We start from the raw sequence: 16,217 nt of genomic DNA, 5'->3' as shown, positions 1-16,217 counted from the left end.
CTTTATTATTTATTATTGAAAATAACCGTAATTGTACGGTTATCCGTACGTTATCTCTCATTTAAACAAAAATTATGAAAAATATTAAACTAAAGATTTTAAGTATTTTAATTATATGCTTTATAGCGAGTTGCTCGGACGATAGTACAAACGATAGTTTTGAATTTGGAGAAAATTTTGACCAAAATAAGATGGATAATTTTTTATCAACTCTTGAGGAGCAAAATCTTGGAATGGGTAGTGTAGCTATTTTTAAAGATGGACAGGTCGATTATCAAAAATCTTTTGGACAAGCTGACATAGAAAATAATATTACTGCGTCAGCACAAACGAAATACCGAATTGCCTCAATCACAAAAACTTTTACAGCATCCATCATTATGCAAATGGTAGAAGAAAATAGTTTGACTTTATCTACAACTCTTGACAATTTCTTTCCAGAATTGCCAAACTCAAATTTAATAACAATTGAAAACTTGTTGAATCATAGAAGTGGACTTTTCAACTACACAGAAACTGCATACGGAACTGATATTGTTACTCAGCCAGCTACGCAACAACAACTAATCGATTTGTTTATTGAAAACGGAACTGTTTTTGAGCCAAATGAACAAACTGCATATTCAAACACAAATTATGTCATTCTAGGTTTTATTATAGAAAACATCGACCAAAAATCTTATTCAGACGCATTAAGAGACCGAATAATAATTCCTTTAGGTTTAACAGACACCTATAATGGCGGAGCAATCGATACTTCTAATGATGAGGCATTATCATATAACCCACAATCTAATGATTGGGCTTTAGCAATTGAAACGAACACAACTCTTGTAAACGCAACAGGTTCAATAGTATCAAGCCCATTAGACCTAAATACTTTCTATACAGAACTATTTGCCGGAAATGTAGTATCTCAAAATTCATTACAGTCTATGCAGGACACAAGTCAAGGCTTAGGGATTGGACTAATTCCTATTCCCTTTTTCGAAAAAATGTCATTAGGGCATACTGGACTACTAGATGGTTTTCAATCATACATTATGCACTTTCCGAATGATAATGTGACTATGTCCTTTACTTTAAATGGAGTTTCAATGTCATCCAATGATGTGGCAATTGGAATTTTAAGTATCTATTCAGACCTAGAATATACATTGCCATAAAATTGGAGTTGAAAAGAGCATTATGGAAAAAAACGAGAGATAACAATGTATATAAAACATAGCTATTAAAGGCTTTCCGAGAGGTTCGTGTGTATTTTCAGAGTCCGCCAAATTTTTTAATTTGGCTTTTTGAGAAAATAAGATAAAAAGAAAATTAAAAAATTCGGCTCGTGTATAATCCGAAAATTTAGTGTCTATTTACACGCTACTTTTCATATACCAACCGTTAGCCACAAGTACCAATCAGAACTCAAAATGAATGAATTTAACGACATTGAACTTCTCTTTTTAAAAAAACTTTTGAGTAAAGTCAAATATGAAAATTTGAATTTATATGAATCTAATCAATTCGCAAATAGTCCTATTGGGAATTCAATTCTTGAGAAAATAAAACTAAAAAAAGGAACAATAACGCTGGAATTCCTGAATTCCGATTTGAATTGGATAATTATGTTGGAAAATCTATTACTGAAAGATTAAATGAAATGACAGAAAGTTCTTTCCAAGCAATCTCTGAATGGAATGAAAAACAAACTTTAGAATTTGCGAAAGTTATTTTAGGTCCAATTAAATATGAAAAATCTGAATTATTAAAACTGACTGAATTCTTGACCAAAAAGTCAAAGGAAAAAACAATTGATTAATTAAAATTTTAAGTTTTTTGAAATGACCATTTTAAATAATAAACCACATCTGATTTTTTGGCTTTCTGTTCCATTAATAATATTAATCGGAATTTTAAGTGGAACCGAAACTATGGATGTGAATATTCACGATACTTATTTCGTTTTCACTAAATATCACTTGAGTATTTTAATTTCAGCACTATTTGGAATAATAGGATTTGGATATTGGATAATGAAAAAAGCTAATAGAAAACTATCAAAATGGCTGAATTGGATTCATATTATATTAACTTTTGGTTCATTATTAATAATGTTAGGAATTCCTTTAATATCATTTGAAAGTAAAAAGTCTGAATTTCCACTTTACGATGACCTTTCTACACAAAATTTAATTTTGACTTTAATATTTCTAACAATTATTTTTGGTCAATTATTCTATATAATAAACATTATAATTGGAATATTTAGGAAAAACAAAACCAGTGGCTAACACCGTATATAATTTATTGCTGGCTTCTTGCCTACTTACGAAAGTCCTCGCGGACTTTCTTGGTCGGTAATTATTTACTAAATTAGTTGCTTGAAACACGCAACAAACCATATACAATCACGTTGGAAACAAGCTGAAAAATGAAAAATAGATTACAGATATTATTTCTCATATTAACATTGATTTCTTACAATGCATTTGCTTGTACCTGTTCCATTCCTAAAAGTTTAAAAGCTATTCAAGACTACGAATTTCAAAATTCTGATTGTATTTTTATTGGAGAAGTACTCAAAATTGATTTTGAAAATAGCACTTTTGAGATTAAGGTAGTTGAATCTTTTAATGGAGATGGAATTGGAAACATTTATGAAGGAACTTATGATAATTATTGTGGTCCGATAATTAACAAGGAAGGTAGATGGCTAATTTATGGCAATTATAACACTGAAAATTTAATCGAGATAAACGCTTGTGGGCTAACTCGTAGTTTTGAAAACCCCGAAAACAACGTTTCTGCCACAACACCTCCCGAACCATTACCGCCGAACAAAAAAGAGTCTAAAACTCAAGCCGAAAACGAAAGAACGGAATGGAAATTAAGAGCAAAATATGATTTAGAAAACGAAGTAACTGATTTAAGGAAAAGAACGGAATAAAAAGCCACTTGCCAACAAAACCTAAACGTAATGCGAACTTTAGGGCAAAACCGAAAGGTCTGTGTATATTTAGAATGTCGCAAAATCTTTGGGATTTTGCTTTGGACAAAAAAAGAAAAAACAAAACAAAAAGATTTCGCTATGTGCGTGGCGGAAAGCAAACGTCAGTTTGTTCCCGCACTGTTCATAGCTAAACCGTTGGGCACAATTTTGACCCGTCCTGAAATATGTATACAAAACACTTCAAGTATATGTATAAAAATGATGGATATGTAAAACGCTATAGTGAGAGCTTTAAGCTCAAAGTCTTGGCAGAACTTACCAAAGGAAACCATTCCAAAAGACAAATTGCATTAACTTACGGTATTCAATCCAGTACTATAAACGTATGGATCAAAAAGTATGATCGTAAAGATTTAATGAATACCCGTGTAACCGTGCAAACAGACGATGAACTTTCCCGTATCAAAGCCCTTCAAAAAGAGCTCAAACAACTTAAGGACCTTCTTATTAAAAAGGACCTGGACAAACTGGTGACCGATAGCTATCTCGAGGTAGCGGCCGAGAACCTAGGCTATAGAGATGTTGAAGAATTAAAAAAAAACTTAAACATAAAGCCCTAATGAAAGTAGCACCGATAAACCGTAATGAAAGGCTCTATTCAATTTGTACTATCTGTAATGCCTTTGATCTGAAAAGAGATGCCTATTACAAATTCCAAAAACGTTTTGTTATCAAAAAACAGATAGAACAAGATGTAATCCAACTTGTTCGGGAAAGTAGAAGAACACTACCTCGAGAAGGTACCAGAAAACTCATGAGATCATTAAAAAATGAGTTTCAAAAGTACGACCTTAAAGTAGGTAGAGACCAGCTATTCCGTATCCTAAGAGAAAATCGATTACTCGTTAGAAGAAAAAAATATTCTTCTAGAACCACAAATTCATATCATAGGTTTTATAAGTATGGTAATATTATAAAAGACTTGAAAATCAATAGACCTAATCAAGTCTGGGCTTCCGATATAACCTACATCAGAACCATTAAAGGATTCTGTTACCTAGCATTGATTACAGATATGTACTCACGTAAAATCGTTGGATATGACCTAAGTGATAGCCTAGAACTAAAAGGGTGTGTCAGAGCTTTAAATAAGGCTATTTACAATGCCAAGAATATTGACCAACTTATTCATCACTCGGACAGAGGTATTCAATATTGCAGTAATGTCTATACTCAAATATTGAAAAGAAAGAAAATTAAAATCAGTATGACTGAAGAAAACCATTGCTATGAAAATGCCCTAGCAGAAAGGGTAAACGGTATTCTAAAAGATGAATTCTATCTTGACCAAACCTTTACCAGCGTGATACATGCGAAAAAAGCAGCCAAAAATGCAATCAAATTATACAACTCTAAAAGATTGCATTTATCTTTAGATTATAAAACACCTAATTACGTGCATCAATATGCCGCTTAAAACTAATATTAATCTGTAGCCGTATTTTAGGACGTGACATTTTCAGAACGAACCAGATAAATTAAAAATTAATCATTAAATCATTTAAAAAAACACTGTAATTATTCAACTCAAAAGGAACATCTGCATTTTTTTCCATATCGTGAAAATGATGTGTTGCTAATAATTCCATTCCTGTAAAAGCATTCATTCTGTGAAACCCAAACATAGCACCTTCATCTACACTTTTTTGATTAAAAAATTCATTTTCTAAAGTAAATGCGGTTTTAGGTGCATTCCAACTTGTAGTAAGTATATATTTTTTCCCGTGCATTAAACCACCGGTCCCGTAATTGATGTTTGGATTTTTTCTACTTCTTCCATCACTTGCATAAATTCCATTTTGATGACCTTCAGTAAAAACTTCATCTATATACTTTTTAAATCCAAACGGTATTTGAAACCACCAAATTGGAGTGTGATAAATCACTAGATCTGCCCACTTAAATTTTTCAACTTCTTCCTTTACATCGTATTTTTCACCTACTTGAGTAGTTTTTACTTCAAATTCTTCGTTTGATTCAAAATATGAAGTAGTGGTATTAAAAAGTGTTTCGTTAAATCTTCCACCAGAATGTGCAAATGGATGACTTCCATTAATTATAAAAATGTTTTTCATTTGTCTCTTATTTTATATGGGACAAAACTAAAGCAATGTTTATTATTGTAAAAATAATACAAATCATACCTTTGTATTAAATTTTTAATAGCTATGGTGAATTTAGAATGGTACAGAACATTTAAAGAAATATATGAAAACGGAACTTTAACCAAAGCTTCTATTGCTTTATATGCGTCCCAACCTGGAGTTAGTGTACACTTAAATGCTTTAGAAGCTTATGTTGGCAAAAAACTTTTTGAACGTACTTCGAGAAAAATGATTCCAACAGAAGATGGGAAATTTTTATATGAATATATAATTGAATCTTTAAAAAAACTTGAAATAGCAGAACAGCATTTTAAAAAAACAACGCAAGAAAAAAATCCATCTTTAAATATAGGAATGTGTTCTGAAATGTTTCAACTTATTATTGAACCCAAAATCCCAAAACTGGACTTTGACCTAGTAGCTAGATTTGGAGCACATACAGATTTAATAAAAGACCTAAATAATGGAATTTTAGATTTAGTAATAACACCTAAAAAACAGAATGAAAAAAAATCATTAGTTGAGTATATTCCTTTTTCAAAAGAAAGAATCGTTTTAATAGCAGGAAATAAAACCAATGTAACTAAAATACAAAAACACATTAATTCAAAAAATTTAAATAAGTTAGAAGAGGAACTACTTCAAAATGTTTGGTATAGTTCATCAAACGAAATGGAACATTTTAGACGTTTTTGGTTTGAGAACTTTAATAAGAAACCCGCTTTTAAACCAAACTATATCTTACCAAATATTACTTCTATAATAAGATGTTTAAACAATGGAAACGGACTTGCATTAGTTCCAGATTTTTTATGTCGAGAACAAATTTTAAGAAACGAAATAAATTTAGTTTGGGAAGGAAAAGTAAAAACGGAAAACACCTTATATTTTGCATCAAGAACGGATTTAAAATACAAAAAAGAATTAGATACAATTAAGAATATATTTACATCAAAAATGAAATAAACGCAGTACAACAAAGAACTGAGAAAAAAAATAACTCTTTTCTTCTTTAATCTGATACACTATTATTCTAGGCTCATAGATTCAAAAAACAGATTCTTTGAGCTTTTATTTTATACTTTTTTTCACCACTGCGGCTTTCCACAAGATTTTAAAGAGTATTATTTTCTATATTAGCAATGTAATAATTTACCCATATATTTTTATCTATTTTAGAGCATTAACTGTAAATAATAGAAGGTAAATTAAGAAACCGTATAATTACGGTTATTTAAAATAATAAAATATAACAGTACATGTACGGTTAGCCGTACGTTAGCTGTTATTAATAGAAACATCGAGAGTGAAAGAAAATTATCAATTTGACAGAACTGAATTAGAAAAATCTAATCTATACAATACAATCCGTGGAGGCGCAGGAATAGGCAACACCAAATTTGAAGGCTTTTTTAAATGCAAACTTGTTCATTGCGAAATGTTTTCAATCATAGTTCCTGATTTGATTTATATAATGGACGATGACGAAAATTTTTCTTGGTTTCAGCACTATTCTTTTCTTCCTAACCATTTACACAAGTTCACCGAAGAAGAAATTTACGGAACTATCAACATCGATATTGCTTGGGGACATACTTTGACAATTTCAATTTCTAACGAATGGCATATTGATAATTTTCAAGACAATTCTAATTTATTTAAATGCAGGATAACTGGACCTGAAAATTTATTGGAATATTCAACAGGTAAAGGGAAGGTCATTGAAGGAAAACCATACATTAACCTTTACCACCATACGACTGAAGAAGTCAAAAAACTCATAGAACAATCGAGTGATTATATTGGCTCTGTTTGGAATTATCAAGGAACTAAGGAGTTAAAAAGTTTGTGTTTTGCTTATTTCACAAGTCTTGATAAAATAATACAAGACCAAGATTTGGTTCAAATAGCAATGGGTCACGAAGGCGAAATTTTTCTTATTAAGGACGTTACACAAGAAATAATAAAACTTGAAGTTTATAGAGAAAAAACCTTAAATAGAAAAGCAACATTATGCCAATTAATTGATTCAACAATATTAATGAGCAATCCGATTTTAATGCATACTCAAGATGATTTAAGCTATGTATATTATGAAAGAAGTAATCCTTTTGTTTATCGAGTAGGTCTTGAACCAAAAAAGAAATTACCATTCTTTAATGGAGTAATACAAAGAACTGAAAATGTTCACACAGCCGACCATATAATTTTAGGGGATGCGACAACAGAATTAGGATTGATTGCAATATTTGACGAGGAAAACACCAAACAAGTTTTCAAAATTGAACCATTTTATGAAACTAAAACAAATATTCTGAAATTCTGGTTTGATAATAATAATAATAATAACGATTTATATACAGCTAAAAAGATAAACATCCCGAAATTTAACAACAGCTAACAACGTATAAAAATAATAGGGCAATTGTAGCAAAACCGCAAGTTTCGGGCACATTTTCTAGGTCGCCAAATTTTTAAATTTGGCTTATTGAGAAAAAAAGATAATAAGTAAAATTTAAAAATTCGGCTTTTGCTTAACCGAATGGTTCGTGCGTTTTTTCGCCCTACGATTCTTATACAAACCGTTAACTGCAATTAGAAAAAAAGAAATAACAAACACTGATTAGACTTCACATATTGTTGCGAAAAATGATGATTACTTGGATTAAAATTAGTTACATTTAAAATTATTATATTTTTCAATAGCCTTTATCTTAGTCTCTTTTTCTTTATAAATACTAAATCTATACTTTCCATTGTGATAATCGAAATGATAACCTACATTACAAAACAATGAGTCTTTTATTGAATACATTAAAACTGAAAAATGACTTTCTGATGCTCGACTATAATAATAATTAGCTGTCAGCAAATGAAAATTATCAATGTTTATAGTATCTTTTTTGTTTTGTTTATATGATTTTTTAATTGTGTTTTTATTTATTAACATATTAATTATTGTGTCGTTCAATTTTAAATTACCTGAATCTGACATTTTTTTATCCCTTATCAATAGTAAATTATAATCCATATTGTTTTTAGGCTTTAATGTATCAGGAGTTATTTTTATTATATGACCATAATTACCTAATCGTACATTATTAAAAAACACTTCATCTAGGCAGGCTTTATAATTTTCTTTTTTTGAGATTTTTTCTTTTTTTTCTGATGATTCACTTTTTAATTTGGTTTTTTCTGTTTTGCAAGAGCAAAAACAAAAAAACAACAGAACTAAAATATGAAGTTTTTTTTTCACAATATTTTTTTTAAAATTTTATATTAAAATAAGTTATTTTTATTCAACTTCTTGTACTAGCCTAAGGTAATATTTATATTTTATTAGCAATGATTGAATTAATAGTCCAATAGAGATAAATAACAGCAGTTAACAATGTATAAAAAACATAGGGCGTTTGTGCTAAACCGAAAGTTCTGTTCATATTAACAAAGTCCGCTAAATATAAAATTTGGTATTTATAGAAGAAAAGATAAAAGCAAAATATTTATATTTAGCTAAGTAATAAACCGAAACGAAAGTGCTTATCACCTTCCCTACGATTTCTTATACTGAACGTTACCAATAATTAAAAAATGAACAAAATATTCTTAAGTATTATAATGTTAATCATTATTACTGGTTGTAATGGACAAAGTAATTCAAAATTCAAAAAAGATATTCTAAATCTTGAAAAGCTAAATAACAACTTTAATGTAGACTTCTTTTTTGATACCGATGAAGTAATTTATGAAAAATATAATATTGGAGAATATGAATATAATACTAAAGGCAATATAGAAGGAGTTTCTGAATACACACACAAAAAGTCTTCTTCAACAGATAAATTAGCTGTTTTTGATAATTTATATTTCTCAAAAGTTGGAGCTTTGACTAATTCCAAAAATGAATTATTAGTCTTTTATGCTAAAAATGAGAATACAGACAGTATTACTTATCATAAAATGATTTCGAAACTGAAAATATTATATGGGAATCCTATAATAAAGGATTCTTCTAATTCAACAGACAGAGAAAAACTTTTTGCTAAAGGAACTAGATTAACTTGGTTTGATAAAAATAGAGTCATTCAAATATATCCTAAAAAAACATATGACCAGTTCTATAAAAAAGATAGATTTTGGGTAACTATATTCATCGCTAATAAATTATATGATAAAAAATTAAGAGGCAATCTAAACAGAGGAAATTGGTCTAATTTTGATTAAAAAACTATTGGTAACAATGTATAAAAAACATAGGGCGTTCGTGCTAAACCGAAAGGTCTGTGAATATTAATTAAGTCCGCTAAATATAAAATTTGGCGTTTATAATAGAAAAGATAAAAGCAAAATATTTATATTTAGCTAAGTAATAAACCGAAATGAAAGTGCTTATCACCTGTCCTACGATTTCTTATACGTAGACGTTGCCACACATTTAAAAAAAAACTGTGAAACTGTAACATTATCAAATTAAAACAGTCTTTAGTAAAAAAAATAGAATAATGAAAAATTGGATAATAATATTACTTCTTTTAATCTCAAGCGTTGGTTATTCCCAGAAATTAACAATTATTGAACAAGATTATGAAAAAGCAAGAAAAATTGCACTTAAAGAAAATAAATTACTTTTTATAGACTTTTATACTACTTGGTGTGCACCTTGTAAAAAACTGGATAAATTGATTTTCCAAAACGACACAATAAGTGCAAAAATCGGAAAAAACTTTGTTCTACTGAGATACGACGCTGAACAAGATAAAACTCACAATTTATCAAAAAAACATCACGTTAATAGTTATCCAACTGGAATAATACTTAACAGTAAAGGTTTTGTTTTAAATAGAAAATATGGTTTTGCCGGAGATGATTTAAAAGAACTCAATAAAAGTGTATTTGAATTTATAACAGAATCAATTAATCTGAATAAAAGGAATAAAATCCTAAAAGGATATTCTGATAAAATCGAAATTAGTAAATATCCAGCTTTCTATATTGATTTTGTAAATAGAGACGACAAAAAAGCGACCTCGCGTTCAGATTTTAAAGAATACTGGAATAAAAAACACGACATTTTATCCGAAGGATATTTTTCAACTTTAGTATATTTTGCGAATAAATTACCAACAAATATAGCTGACAATTTTTTAAAAAAGAAAAGTACGTACATTGAACTATATGGGGAAACAGATGTAAGTGTGGCATTATTATTTTTAACCTTTGGGAAATTCGAAGATGCTATCGAGAATAAAAGCCAATCGAAATTCGATTTAGCGAGTAAGTTTGCAAAAGAGGCTCTTGAAGAGGAACACGCAAATTACAATATCAAAATGTTTAAAGAAGAATTCGATAAAAAGAAATCGGAATAAAAACGTGTGGCAACAATGTATATAGCTCATAGCTTGTCAAGCGCTTAATCGAAGTTAAGGTATATTTGCGAGTCCGCCAAATTTTTTAATTTGGCTTATTGAGAAAAAAGATAATAAGAAAAATTAAAAAATTCGGCTCGTGCTTAATCCGAAAGTAATTTCATAATTTGCACGCTACGAGCCATATACAGAGACGTTATGTGCAATTAAAAAAAAAGAACTATTCAGGTCAAATTAAACCTGCAACTTTTTGATTTCCAAAATAAATATATAATTAATAAAGTAAACTTTATTTTGTTAGCTATTATTATTATTATTATTATGTTGAAATAACAATATAATTACGTGTAAATTACACTAAAACGTAGTATTTTCAGCATATTAATTATTTGAATTAAGCCTGAGTAGTTATAAAAGCAAAAATCAAAACAATGAAAAAATCACTTTTTTTCTTATTATCTATTTTACTGTTTGCTTGCAATCAACCAAGCAATAAAAGCACATCGGATAGTACTTTAAAAATAATTGGTGAAGAACCTGAAAAAATTGAATCGATTGACATTAAATCGTTATTCAGTTTAAGTCCGTTAACTATTTTTGACGAAACTACAGAAGGGTTGAGCTTTTCAGAAAAAAATGATTTAATAAAAAATGGAGAATCAGCTTCTTGGAGAATAGCTGACGAAAATAAAACAAAGCTCGCAATACAGGGCAAACAACCTTTGAGCGAAGTCACTTTGCGTTTTTTTAAAAGTAAAGATAATTCGGACGGGCTGTTATTTGCCCAAATAACCAACGAACAACATACAAACCTTCTTACATGGAACTATTCTAGTAAAGATAAAAATCTTCAAGAATCAGATGTATTAAAAAAATATTCTGCAAACGATTTTTTAAGCAAAGAGGACAAATTGCCAGAGTCATACCAGCCTAAATTACATTATGGATTTATTAATGATGAAACAATAGAGGTGTTACTAAATACATGGATGGAAAAAGAATTTGAAAACCGTGAAATCATTAATAAAATATTTTTAAAATGGAACGGAGAAAAATTTGAAGAGTACATTGTAAAAGGTAATGACATAAAATTACTTGTAGCATCGGAAGAAAATGAAGAACTCGAAGAAGAAGAGATTAAGTTTAATTAGTAATAGAAGAGCATTAAAAAAATGAAACAAAATAAAAAGTTTGGATTAAGTGCTAAATCGAAATAAACTACTTTTAAAAAGTAATAATTAAAATTATGTTCAATTTTTTTAAAAAGAAAAAAGAAGAATCTGAAAATAAAATTTTAATAGAGTGTGATGAGAATCAAATAAAGATTAATGGTTTGCAGGTATCTTTTCCTATTCATTTAAACACACTTAAAGAGGTTTTTGGAGAACCATCAAAACAAGAACACGATTTACTATGGCGGGTTGTTTGGGATAAGTTAGGCATATATGCTGACTACGGAACCTGGGATAATATTTTGAATATTAACTTTTTACTCTCTAGCAATCATAAACTTACACATTTTCCTAAAAAAGTCTTTAGCGGAATACTAAAGGTTAATGCTAAGGAAGTAAGTGGGGTAGATTTTAAAGAGTTTGATTTAAAAAAACATAAAGTTCAAAAACTGACTTATAAAAATCAGAAAGAACCGTACTCAATATCATTAGGAAAAAACTTTGATTTCAAAGAAGAAATACCAAAAGAAAAATATTTAATTAAAGATTTAACAGAAGAAATAATTGAATTTAATGACTTCGGATTTAAGCTTTCTATTATTCAAGAATTGATGTATACTAAAGAACTCTTAAAACCTAAGTTTGATTTTAATGAATTTGTAAAATGGTATGACAAAAGAAAAATTGATATTGAAATAGAAGGTTATAAACCTATAGATGAAGTAACGCAATATTTTATAGATTTACCAATACCTAAAAGATTAGCTTTAGAAGTAACCGAAATATACCAAGACGGAGGAAATGATATTTACATGCAGTTATTAAAGTTTGGTGAAGGTGATGAGGATTATTGGGATATTGAAACAGCAAGTGATGCACATAAATTTCCGAATTTAAAAAAGATAATATTATGCTATGCCAAAGAACATGTCTTTAATGAATTGAATGATATGGGAATTGAAGTAGAATGGATTTAAAAAATAATTTGTGATACCAAAATCGATACATAGTGTCGAGTTTAGGATTAAATAAAAACATTAATTATAAATCGCCAAAAACCAAATGAAAAACGCACTTATTTTATTACTAGTATTATTTGCTTTTAGCTCTTGCCAAAATACTCCTGAAGAAAAATTTGAAAATGAAGGAGTATCATTTATTAGCCCTGAAGGATGGGAAATTGCTGATGAAGAAAATTTAGATGATATAGGCTACTATTTATCTATAGAAAAAGATGGTATGAACTCCAGCGGTTTAATTGCTATAACGTGGCTAAATAAGGAAATTGAAGTAATTGATTGGATGAATATTCATAAAGATGAAATGAATAATAATATTCTTTACAAAAATTCTGATTTGATTTTTGAAAAGGAATTAGAAGGTAATTTTAACGACTTTAATACAACATATTTAAAATATACGCTTAAGCTACTAGGTGTTAAACACGAAGGTGCTATTCATTTTTTTAAAGCTAAAGGAAAGACTTTTTCGATTTTGATACAAGAAGCAATTGAAGACAAAGCGAGTAATAAAAGTGGTTTTGAATTGGTTGAAAAAAGTTTTAAAATCGAATAAAAATAAAATTTAATACGAGTAGGTATTATAACTTGCCATTTATTAAGATAAATTGAGTAAAAAATAGACGAATAAATGAGTTCAAAAGTTCCTACAGTAAAACAAACCAATTGGGTTTCAATTGTGCTGCATTTTATTATAATGGGATTAATTTTTTTAGTATGGCATCAGATAAGGCCAGAGGAAACTTTTCTTTTTGGTGCGATAACTTATTTATTACTCTCTTTTTCATTAAGAAACTTAATTCCGCGAGATCATAGAAAAGGAATCAAGAATAATAATTTTGAAAAATTCGAAGAAGCAATATCGGACTTTGAAAAAAGTTATATTTTTTTTAAAAAATATGAATGGATTGATAAATACCGATTTATAACACTATTAAGTTCTTCAAAAATGTCTTACCGAGAAATGGCATTAGCAAACATCGGTTTTTGTTACTCACAAATTGGTAAGGGAATTAAATCAAAAGAATATTACGAAAGAACTTTAAAAGAATTTCCTGAAAGTGGGTTGGCTAAATCTGCTTTAAAAATGATGTCTGCAGCAGAGAAAAACCAAACAAAGGAAGAGTTGTAATAAACTTAAGCCTATTTAATACAGCAAATAAAATTACAAACAATACTGTTTAGTAATTGTATGTAACGAAACTATTGTAAATTTTATATTCGGGATGTATTTACTAAATTGAGTATTGTAAATGTGTTATCTTGAAATTGAGATAATAGCCTTTTGTTAACTTTATAAAAAAAACTATTATGTACAAAAAACTAATGCTTACTATTTTTTTAATTTTCGCATTTGTAAAAGAAGGTGAAGCTCAAGAATTGCAAACACAAGTAGAATCAATTAACGCATATATTGAGCAGCATAGTGATGGGAATAGAAATTATTATGCGAAAATAAATGCAACTCAAGGCAATGTTTATTTTTATAACGAGATAATGCACGCTATAGAATTAACTTTTCCGGTAGATAAAATTGATGCAGATAAAATTAAAGTTACAAAAAAAGGACTTACATTTTATGCAAATAAAGAACGTGATTTTGTAATTAAAAAGTTTGCTAGTTCAGAAAAAAACATAGGTACAGCTTGGCTTAACATTATTAAAATGGATAAGAAAAGTAAACTTGAACTGAAAGATATGTTACGTAAATTTATTTTAGAGTATCAAAATGCAATGAAAAATTAATGTATAAGTTTAAGCTTTGTGTAGTTTGGTAAGGCAAAATTGACTTAGTCTATGTATTCATTTAAAATTGAATGATTTCTTACTTTATTTTCAATACTTAATGTTTTAATTTATTTTACATATTAGTCTATTTAGCTTTATTACATTAACATTAATCAGATACTAAATTGGGATTTTTTAGCAAAAAAAAATATTACATCAAATTATACGTAAATCGTATTGAGATTATAGATTTAATACATAAAAAATCTATCTCTGAAACTTCGGAGATAAAGTATAACAACCAACGGCTTTTAATTGCAGACTTTAACACCGCTGAAAAGTTTATAAGTAATGTATTTAAAAAGAATGGACTTTCTCTTAAAAATTCGGTTGGTATTATTCAACAAATGGAATTATCAGAAGGCGGCCTTTCAAGCATAGAAAAGCGAATTTTATTTGAGCTATTCTCTGGAGTTGGAGTTAAAGAGACCTTTATTGATGAAAGTTTAGTGGATTTGACGGAACAACAACTTGTTGAATATGGTAAATAGCCTTTTTTATCAATTACAACCTACTTTTAAAAAGAAAACAGAGAACAATAGTTAAGATTAAAATTTGAATAATGAAAATTGAAAAACTAAAATCAAACCAAACAAGTAACGAAATATTGTTTGAAAGCTGTTTAATTAAAAATTGTAGTTCTTTTGATACATTATTGGATGTATATCAAAAATTCAAAAAAAATAATATAGGTAAAACTGTTATTTTAACGTTAGATGATATAAGCCAAGCAGAATATACAAGCTCTCATGCGGCAATGTCGCATAATATTGATGATACAGACGGGTATGATTTATCTGAGGTAGATTCTGTTGCTTTTGAAGATGGTGAACACTTAGGTTATCTTTCAACTCCATCAGAATTTTTTATAAGAAAAGAGAATTTTATAAAGCAAACCAAAAATATTGATTTTTCATCAGCTTGTAAAAGAGGGTTAAAAATTGATGAAGAGGAAATGGTAACTCTTGAAAAAATAAACAAGACGCCCTTACCGTATTTAGACGAGTATATACTATTAAAATTAGTGCCTGTACGTAATTCGTACGAAGCTATTTGTGGTTTTCCGAATGGTTACTTTACATGTGATTTAAACCCTTTTGAAAATTATGCAGTGGCAAAATACTTATACGAAACATACAATTATGAATTATTTGGTATAGGAGCTTCTCTATTGGGTTTTATAAGAGATACACCTTTAGGTGAAAAGCAAGCTGAAACATTAGTTTTAGATGTAATGAAACTATATAACTCACAAGATAGCATACCAAATAAAATGATAGATATTGTGAAAAGTAAAAATTACTTTTTTATAAAATATACAGAAAGTTTAGAGTTTTAAGACTACTTAAATAAATGTGTATTAAAAGCTATTCAGCATCATTCTGAGCCTGAGTAACAAACTGAAATGTTGGTACATTTTCGATAATAGTACCAACGCCTTTTTTATTGATTTTAAACGTAACATCTTTCGTTGTTGTAAATAAAATAACAGACGAAAAAGACTTTTTTAGATACGGTTTTAAGGTTGTAAAAGCTTCTTCTAATGTAACCTCATTTTCTTGATCTTCAGTTTCTCTAGATCGGTATCTAAACTTAAGTAAAACTTTAAAACCATCGTCAGAATACACAGGTCTTAAGAAAATATTCTTCAAATCAGGTTTACCAATAGTTTTAGCCATAGTTAACTTGGCAAAACGACCTTCTTGAACACTTTCTTGAACTTGTTCCCAGAAAAGGATAAATGTATCGTGGTAGAGCATACTTTA

20 protein-coding genes are annotated in these 16,217 nt (G+C 28.7%); 17 read left to right on the top strand and 3 right to left on the bottom strand.

Annotation, left to right across the window (positions count from 1 at the left end):
• The first annotated feature begins 74 nt into the window (after positions 1 to 74).
• The 6 genes from H0I23_RS07205 to H0I23_RS07180 all read left to right on the top strand — a co-directional run bounded on the left by H0I23_RS07205 (position 75) and on the right by H0I23_RS07180 (position 4,418).
• On the top strand, positions 75 to 1,166 hold the full coding sequence (locus H0I23_RS07205) for a serine hydrolase (protein WP_216785781.1): 1,092 nt from the start codon (positions 75 to 77) through the stop codon (positions 1,164 to 1,166).
• Positions 1,167 to 1,606: 440 nt separating this feature from the next.
• Positions 1,607 to 1,810: a hypothetical protein gene (locus H0I23_RS07200; RefSeq protein WP_216785780.1), complete on the top strand. Its 204-nt coding sequence runs from the start codon at positions 1,607 to 1,609 to the stop codon at positions 1,808 to 1,810.
• Positions 1,811 to 1,832: 22 nt separating this feature from the next.
• The gene (locus tag H0I23_RS07195) at positions 1,833 to 2,282 is read left to right on the top strand and encodes a cbb3-type cytochrome c oxidase subunit I (RefSeq protein ID WP_216785779.1); all 450 of its coding nucleotides are present in this window, start codon (positions 1,833 to 1,835) and stop codon (positions 2,280 to 2,282) included.
• Positions 2,283 to 2,422: 140 nt separating this feature from the next.
• On the top strand, positions 2,423 to 2,938 hold the full coding sequence (locus H0I23_RS07190; protein WP_216785778.1) for a hypothetical protein: 516 nt from the start codon (positions 2,423 to 2,425) through the stop codon (positions 2,936 to 2,938).
• A 227-nt stretch (positions 2,939 to 3,165) separates the two neighbouring features.
• Positions 3,166 to 3,561: a transposase gene (locus tag H0I23_RS07185; RefSeq protein ID WP_226989911.1), complete on the top strand. Its 396-nt coding sequence runs from the start codon at positions 3,166 to 3,168 to the stop codon at positions 3,559 to 3,561.
• Positions 3,561 to 4,418 carry an IS3 family transposase gene (locus H0I23_RS07180; protein ID WP_216783348.1) on the top strand — a complete coding sequence of 286 codons (858 nt, stop codon included), beginning with the start codon at positions 3,561 to 3,563 and terminating at the stop codon, positions 4,416 to 4,418. The genes H0I23_RS07185 and H0I23_RS07180 overlap by 1 nt, the downstream gene beginning before the upstream one ends.
• Positions 4,419 to 4,479: 61 nt before the next feature.
• On the opposite strand, the gene H0I23_RS07175 is transcribed toward H0I23_RS07180, so the two are convergent.
• Positions 4,480 to 5,076 (bottom strand): NAD(P)H-dependent oxidoreductase, encoded by a 597-nt coding sequence (locus H0I23_RS07175; RefSeq protein WP_216785777.1) that lies wholly within the window; start codon positions 5,074 to 5,076, stop codon positions 4,480 to 4,482.
• 93 nt (positions 5,077 to 5,169) lie between these two features.
• On the opposite strand from H0I23_RS07175, the gene H0I23_RS07170 reads away from it, so the two are divergent.
• Both H0I23_RS07170 and H0I23_RS07165 read left to right on the top strand, forming a co-directional pair.
• Entirely contained in the window at positions 5,170 to 6,072 is a 903-nt protein-coding gene (locus H0I23_RS07170) for a LysR family transcriptional regulator (RefSeq protein WP_216785776.1), read from the top strand.
• 340 nt (positions 6,073 to 6,412) lie between these two features.
• Positions 6,413 to 7,507: a hypothetical protein gene (locus H0I23_RS07165; RefSeq protein WP_216785775.1), complete on the top strand. Its 1,095-nt coding sequence runs from the start codon at positions 6,413 to 6,415 to the stop codon at positions 7,505 to 7,507.
• 270 nt (positions 7,508 to 7,777) lie between these two features.
• On the opposite strand, the gene H0I23_RS07160 is transcribed toward H0I23_RS07165, so the two are convergent.
• Positions 7,778 to 8,362, bottom strand: coding sequence for a hypothetical protein (locus H0I23_RS07160; protein ID WP_216785774.1), 585 nt, complete (start codon positions 8,360 to 8,362; stop codon positions 7,778 to 7,780).
• Positions 8,363 to 8,697: 335 nt separating this feature from the next.
• Between H0I23_RS07160 and H0I23_RS07155 the strand changes: the two genes are divergently transcribed.
• From H0I23_RS07155 to H0I23_RS07115, 9 genes are all read left to right on the top strand, one after another.
• Positions 8,698 to 9,330: a hypothetical protein gene (locus H0I23_RS07155; protein ID WP_216785773.1), complete on the top strand. Its 633-nt coding sequence runs from the start codon at positions 8,698 to 8,700 to the stop codon at positions 9,328 to 9,330.
• Between the two features lie 278 nt (positions 9,331 to 9,608).
• The gene (locus H0I23_RS07150; protein WP_216785772.1) at positions 9,609 to 10,472 is read left to right on the top strand and encodes a thioredoxin family protein; all 864 of its coding nucleotides are present in this window, start codon (positions 9,609 to 9,611) and stop codon (positions 10,470 to 10,472) included.
• 431 nt (positions 10,473 to 10,903) lie between these two features.
• On the top strand, positions 10,904 to 11,623 hold the full coding sequence (locus tag H0I23_RS07145; RefSeq protein WP_216785771.1) for a hypothetical protein: 720 nt from the start codon (positions 10,904 to 10,906) through the stop codon (positions 11,621 to 11,623).
• Between the two features lie 95 nt (positions 11,624 to 11,718).
• Positions 11,719 to 12,621, top strand: a complete 903-nt coding sequence (locus H0I23_RS07140; RefSeq protein ID WP_216785770.1) for a hypothetical protein — start codon at positions 11,719 to 11,721, stop codon at positions 12,619 to 12,621.
• Positions 12,622 to 12,706: 85 nt separating this feature from the next.
• Positions 12,707 to 13,219 carry a hypothetical protein gene (locus tag H0I23_RS07135; RefSeq protein ID WP_216785769.1) on the top strand — a complete coding sequence of 171 codons (513 nt, stop codon included), beginning with the start codon at positions 12,707 to 12,709 and terminating at the stop codon, positions 13,217 to 13,219.
• A 75-nt stretch (positions 13,220 to 13,294) separates the two neighbouring features.
• On the top strand, positions 13,295 to 13,795 hold the full coding sequence (locus H0I23_RS07130) for a tol-pal system YbgF family protein (RefSeq protein ID WP_216785768.1): 501 nt from the start codon (positions 13,295 to 13,297) through the stop codon (positions 13,793 to 13,795).
• A gap of 179 nt (positions 13,796 to 13,974) precedes the next feature.
• Positions 13,975 to 14,409, top strand: a complete 435-nt coding sequence (locus H0I23_RS07125) for a hypothetical protein (protein ID WP_216785767.1) — start codon at positions 13,975 to 13,977, stop codon at positions 14,407 to 14,409.
• A 167-nt stretch (positions 14,410 to 14,576) separates the two neighbouring features.
• Positions 14,577 to 14,942 carry a hypothetical protein gene (locus H0I23_RS07120; RefSeq protein WP_216785766.1) on the top strand — a complete coding sequence of 122 codons (366 nt, stop codon included), beginning with the start codon at positions 14,577 to 14,579 and terminating at the stop codon, positions 14,940 to 14,942.
• Positions 14,943 to 15,013: 71 nt separating this feature from the next.
• Entirely contained in the window at positions 15,014 to 15,790 is a 777-nt protein-coding gene (locus H0I23_RS07115) for a hypothetical protein (RefSeq protein ID WP_216785765.1), read from the top strand.
• A gap of 28 nt (positions 15,791 to 15,818) precedes the next feature.
• Here the strand turns inward: H0I23_RS07115 and H0I23_RS07110 are convergent, their stop codons facing one another.
• Positions 15,819 to 16,211 (bottom strand): hypothetical protein, encoded by a 393-nt coding sequence (locus H0I23_RS07110; RefSeq protein WP_216785764.1) that lies wholly within the window; start codon positions 16,209 to 16,211, stop codon positions 15,819 to 15,821.
• Positions 16,212 to 16,217 lie beyond the last annotated feature (6 nt).

The sequence above is a fragment of the Cellulophaga sp. HaHaR_3_176 genome, assembly GCF_019021925.1.
In the GTDB taxonomy this organism is placed as follows: domain Bacteria; phylum Bacteroidota; class Bacteroidia; order Flavobacteriales; family Flavobacteriaceae; genus Cellulophaga.
The sequence above is the reverse complement of the archived record's forward strand: the minus strand, read 5'-3'. Positions and strand labels throughout refer to the sequence as shown.

What these genes read in the sequence shown, in the direction of transcription:
- H0I23_RS07130 (WP_216785768.1), top strand. Translation starts at nt 13,295, where the DNA reads ATGAGTTCAAAAGTTCCTACAGTAAAACAAACCAATTGGGTTTCAATT.
- H0I23_RS07205 (WP_216785781.1), top strand. Translation starts at nt 75, where the DNA reads ATGAAAAATATTAAACTAAAGATTTTAAGTATTTTAATTATATGCTTT.
- H0I23_RS07175 (WP_216785777.1), bottom strand. Translation starts at nt 5,076, where the DNA reads ATGAAAAACATTTTTATAATTAATGGAAGTCATCCATTTGCACATTCT.
- H0I23_RS07170 (WP_216785776.1), top strand. Translation starts at nt 5,170, where the DNA reads ATGGTGAATTTAGAATGGTACAGAACATTTAAAGAAATATATGAAAAC.
- H0I23_RS07185 (WP_226989911.1), top strand. Translation starts at nt 3,166, where the DNA reads ATGTATACAAAACACTTCAAGTATATGTATAAAAATGATGGATATGTA.
- H0I23_RS07140 (WP_216785770.1), top strand. Translation starts at nt 11,719, where the DNA reads ATGTTCAATTTTTTTAAAAAGAAAAAAGAAGAATCTGAAAATAAAATT.
- H0I23_RS07125 (WP_216785767.1), top strand. Translation starts at nt 13,975, where the DNA reads ATGTACAAAAAACTAATGCTTACTATTTTTTTAATTTTCGCATTTGTA.
- H0I23_RS07180 (WP_216783348.1), top strand. Translation starts at nt 3,561, where the DNA reads ATGAAAGTAGCACCGATAAACCGTAATGAAAGGCTCTATTCAATTTGT.
- H0I23_RS07150 (WP_216785772.1), top strand. Translation starts at nt 9,609, where the DNA reads ATGAAAAATTGGATAATAATATTACTTCTTTTAATCTCAAGCGTTGGT.
- H0I23_RS07110 (WP_216785764.1), bottom strand. Translation starts at nt 16,211, where the DNA reads ATGCTCTACCACGATACATTTATCCTTTTCTGGGAACAAGTTCAAGAA.
- H0I23_RS07155 (WP_216785773.1), top strand. Translation starts at nt 8,698, where the DNA reads ATGAACAAAATATTCTTAAGTATTATAATGTTAATCATTATTACTGGT.
- H0I23_RS07135 (WP_216785769.1), top strand. Translation starts at nt 12,707, where the DNA reads ATGAAAAACGCACTTATTTTATTACTAGTATTATTTGCTTTTAGCTCT.
- H0I23_RS07195 (WP_216785779.1), top strand. Translation starts at nt 1,833, where the DNA reads ATGACCATTTTAAATAATAAACCACATCTGATTTTTTGGCTTTCTGTT.
- H0I23_RS07190 (WP_216785778.1), top strand. Translation starts at nt 2,423, where the DNA reads ATGAAAAATAGATTACAGATATTATTTCTCATATTAACATTGATTTCT.
- H0I23_RS07145 (WP_216785771.1), top strand. Translation starts at nt 10,904, where the DNA reads ATGAAAAAATCACTTTTTTTCTTATTATCTATTTTACTGTTTGCTTGC.
- H0I23_RS07115 (WP_216785765.1), top strand. Translation starts at nt 15,014, where the DNA reads ATGAAAATTGAAAAACTAAAATCAAACCAAACAAGTAACGAAATATTG.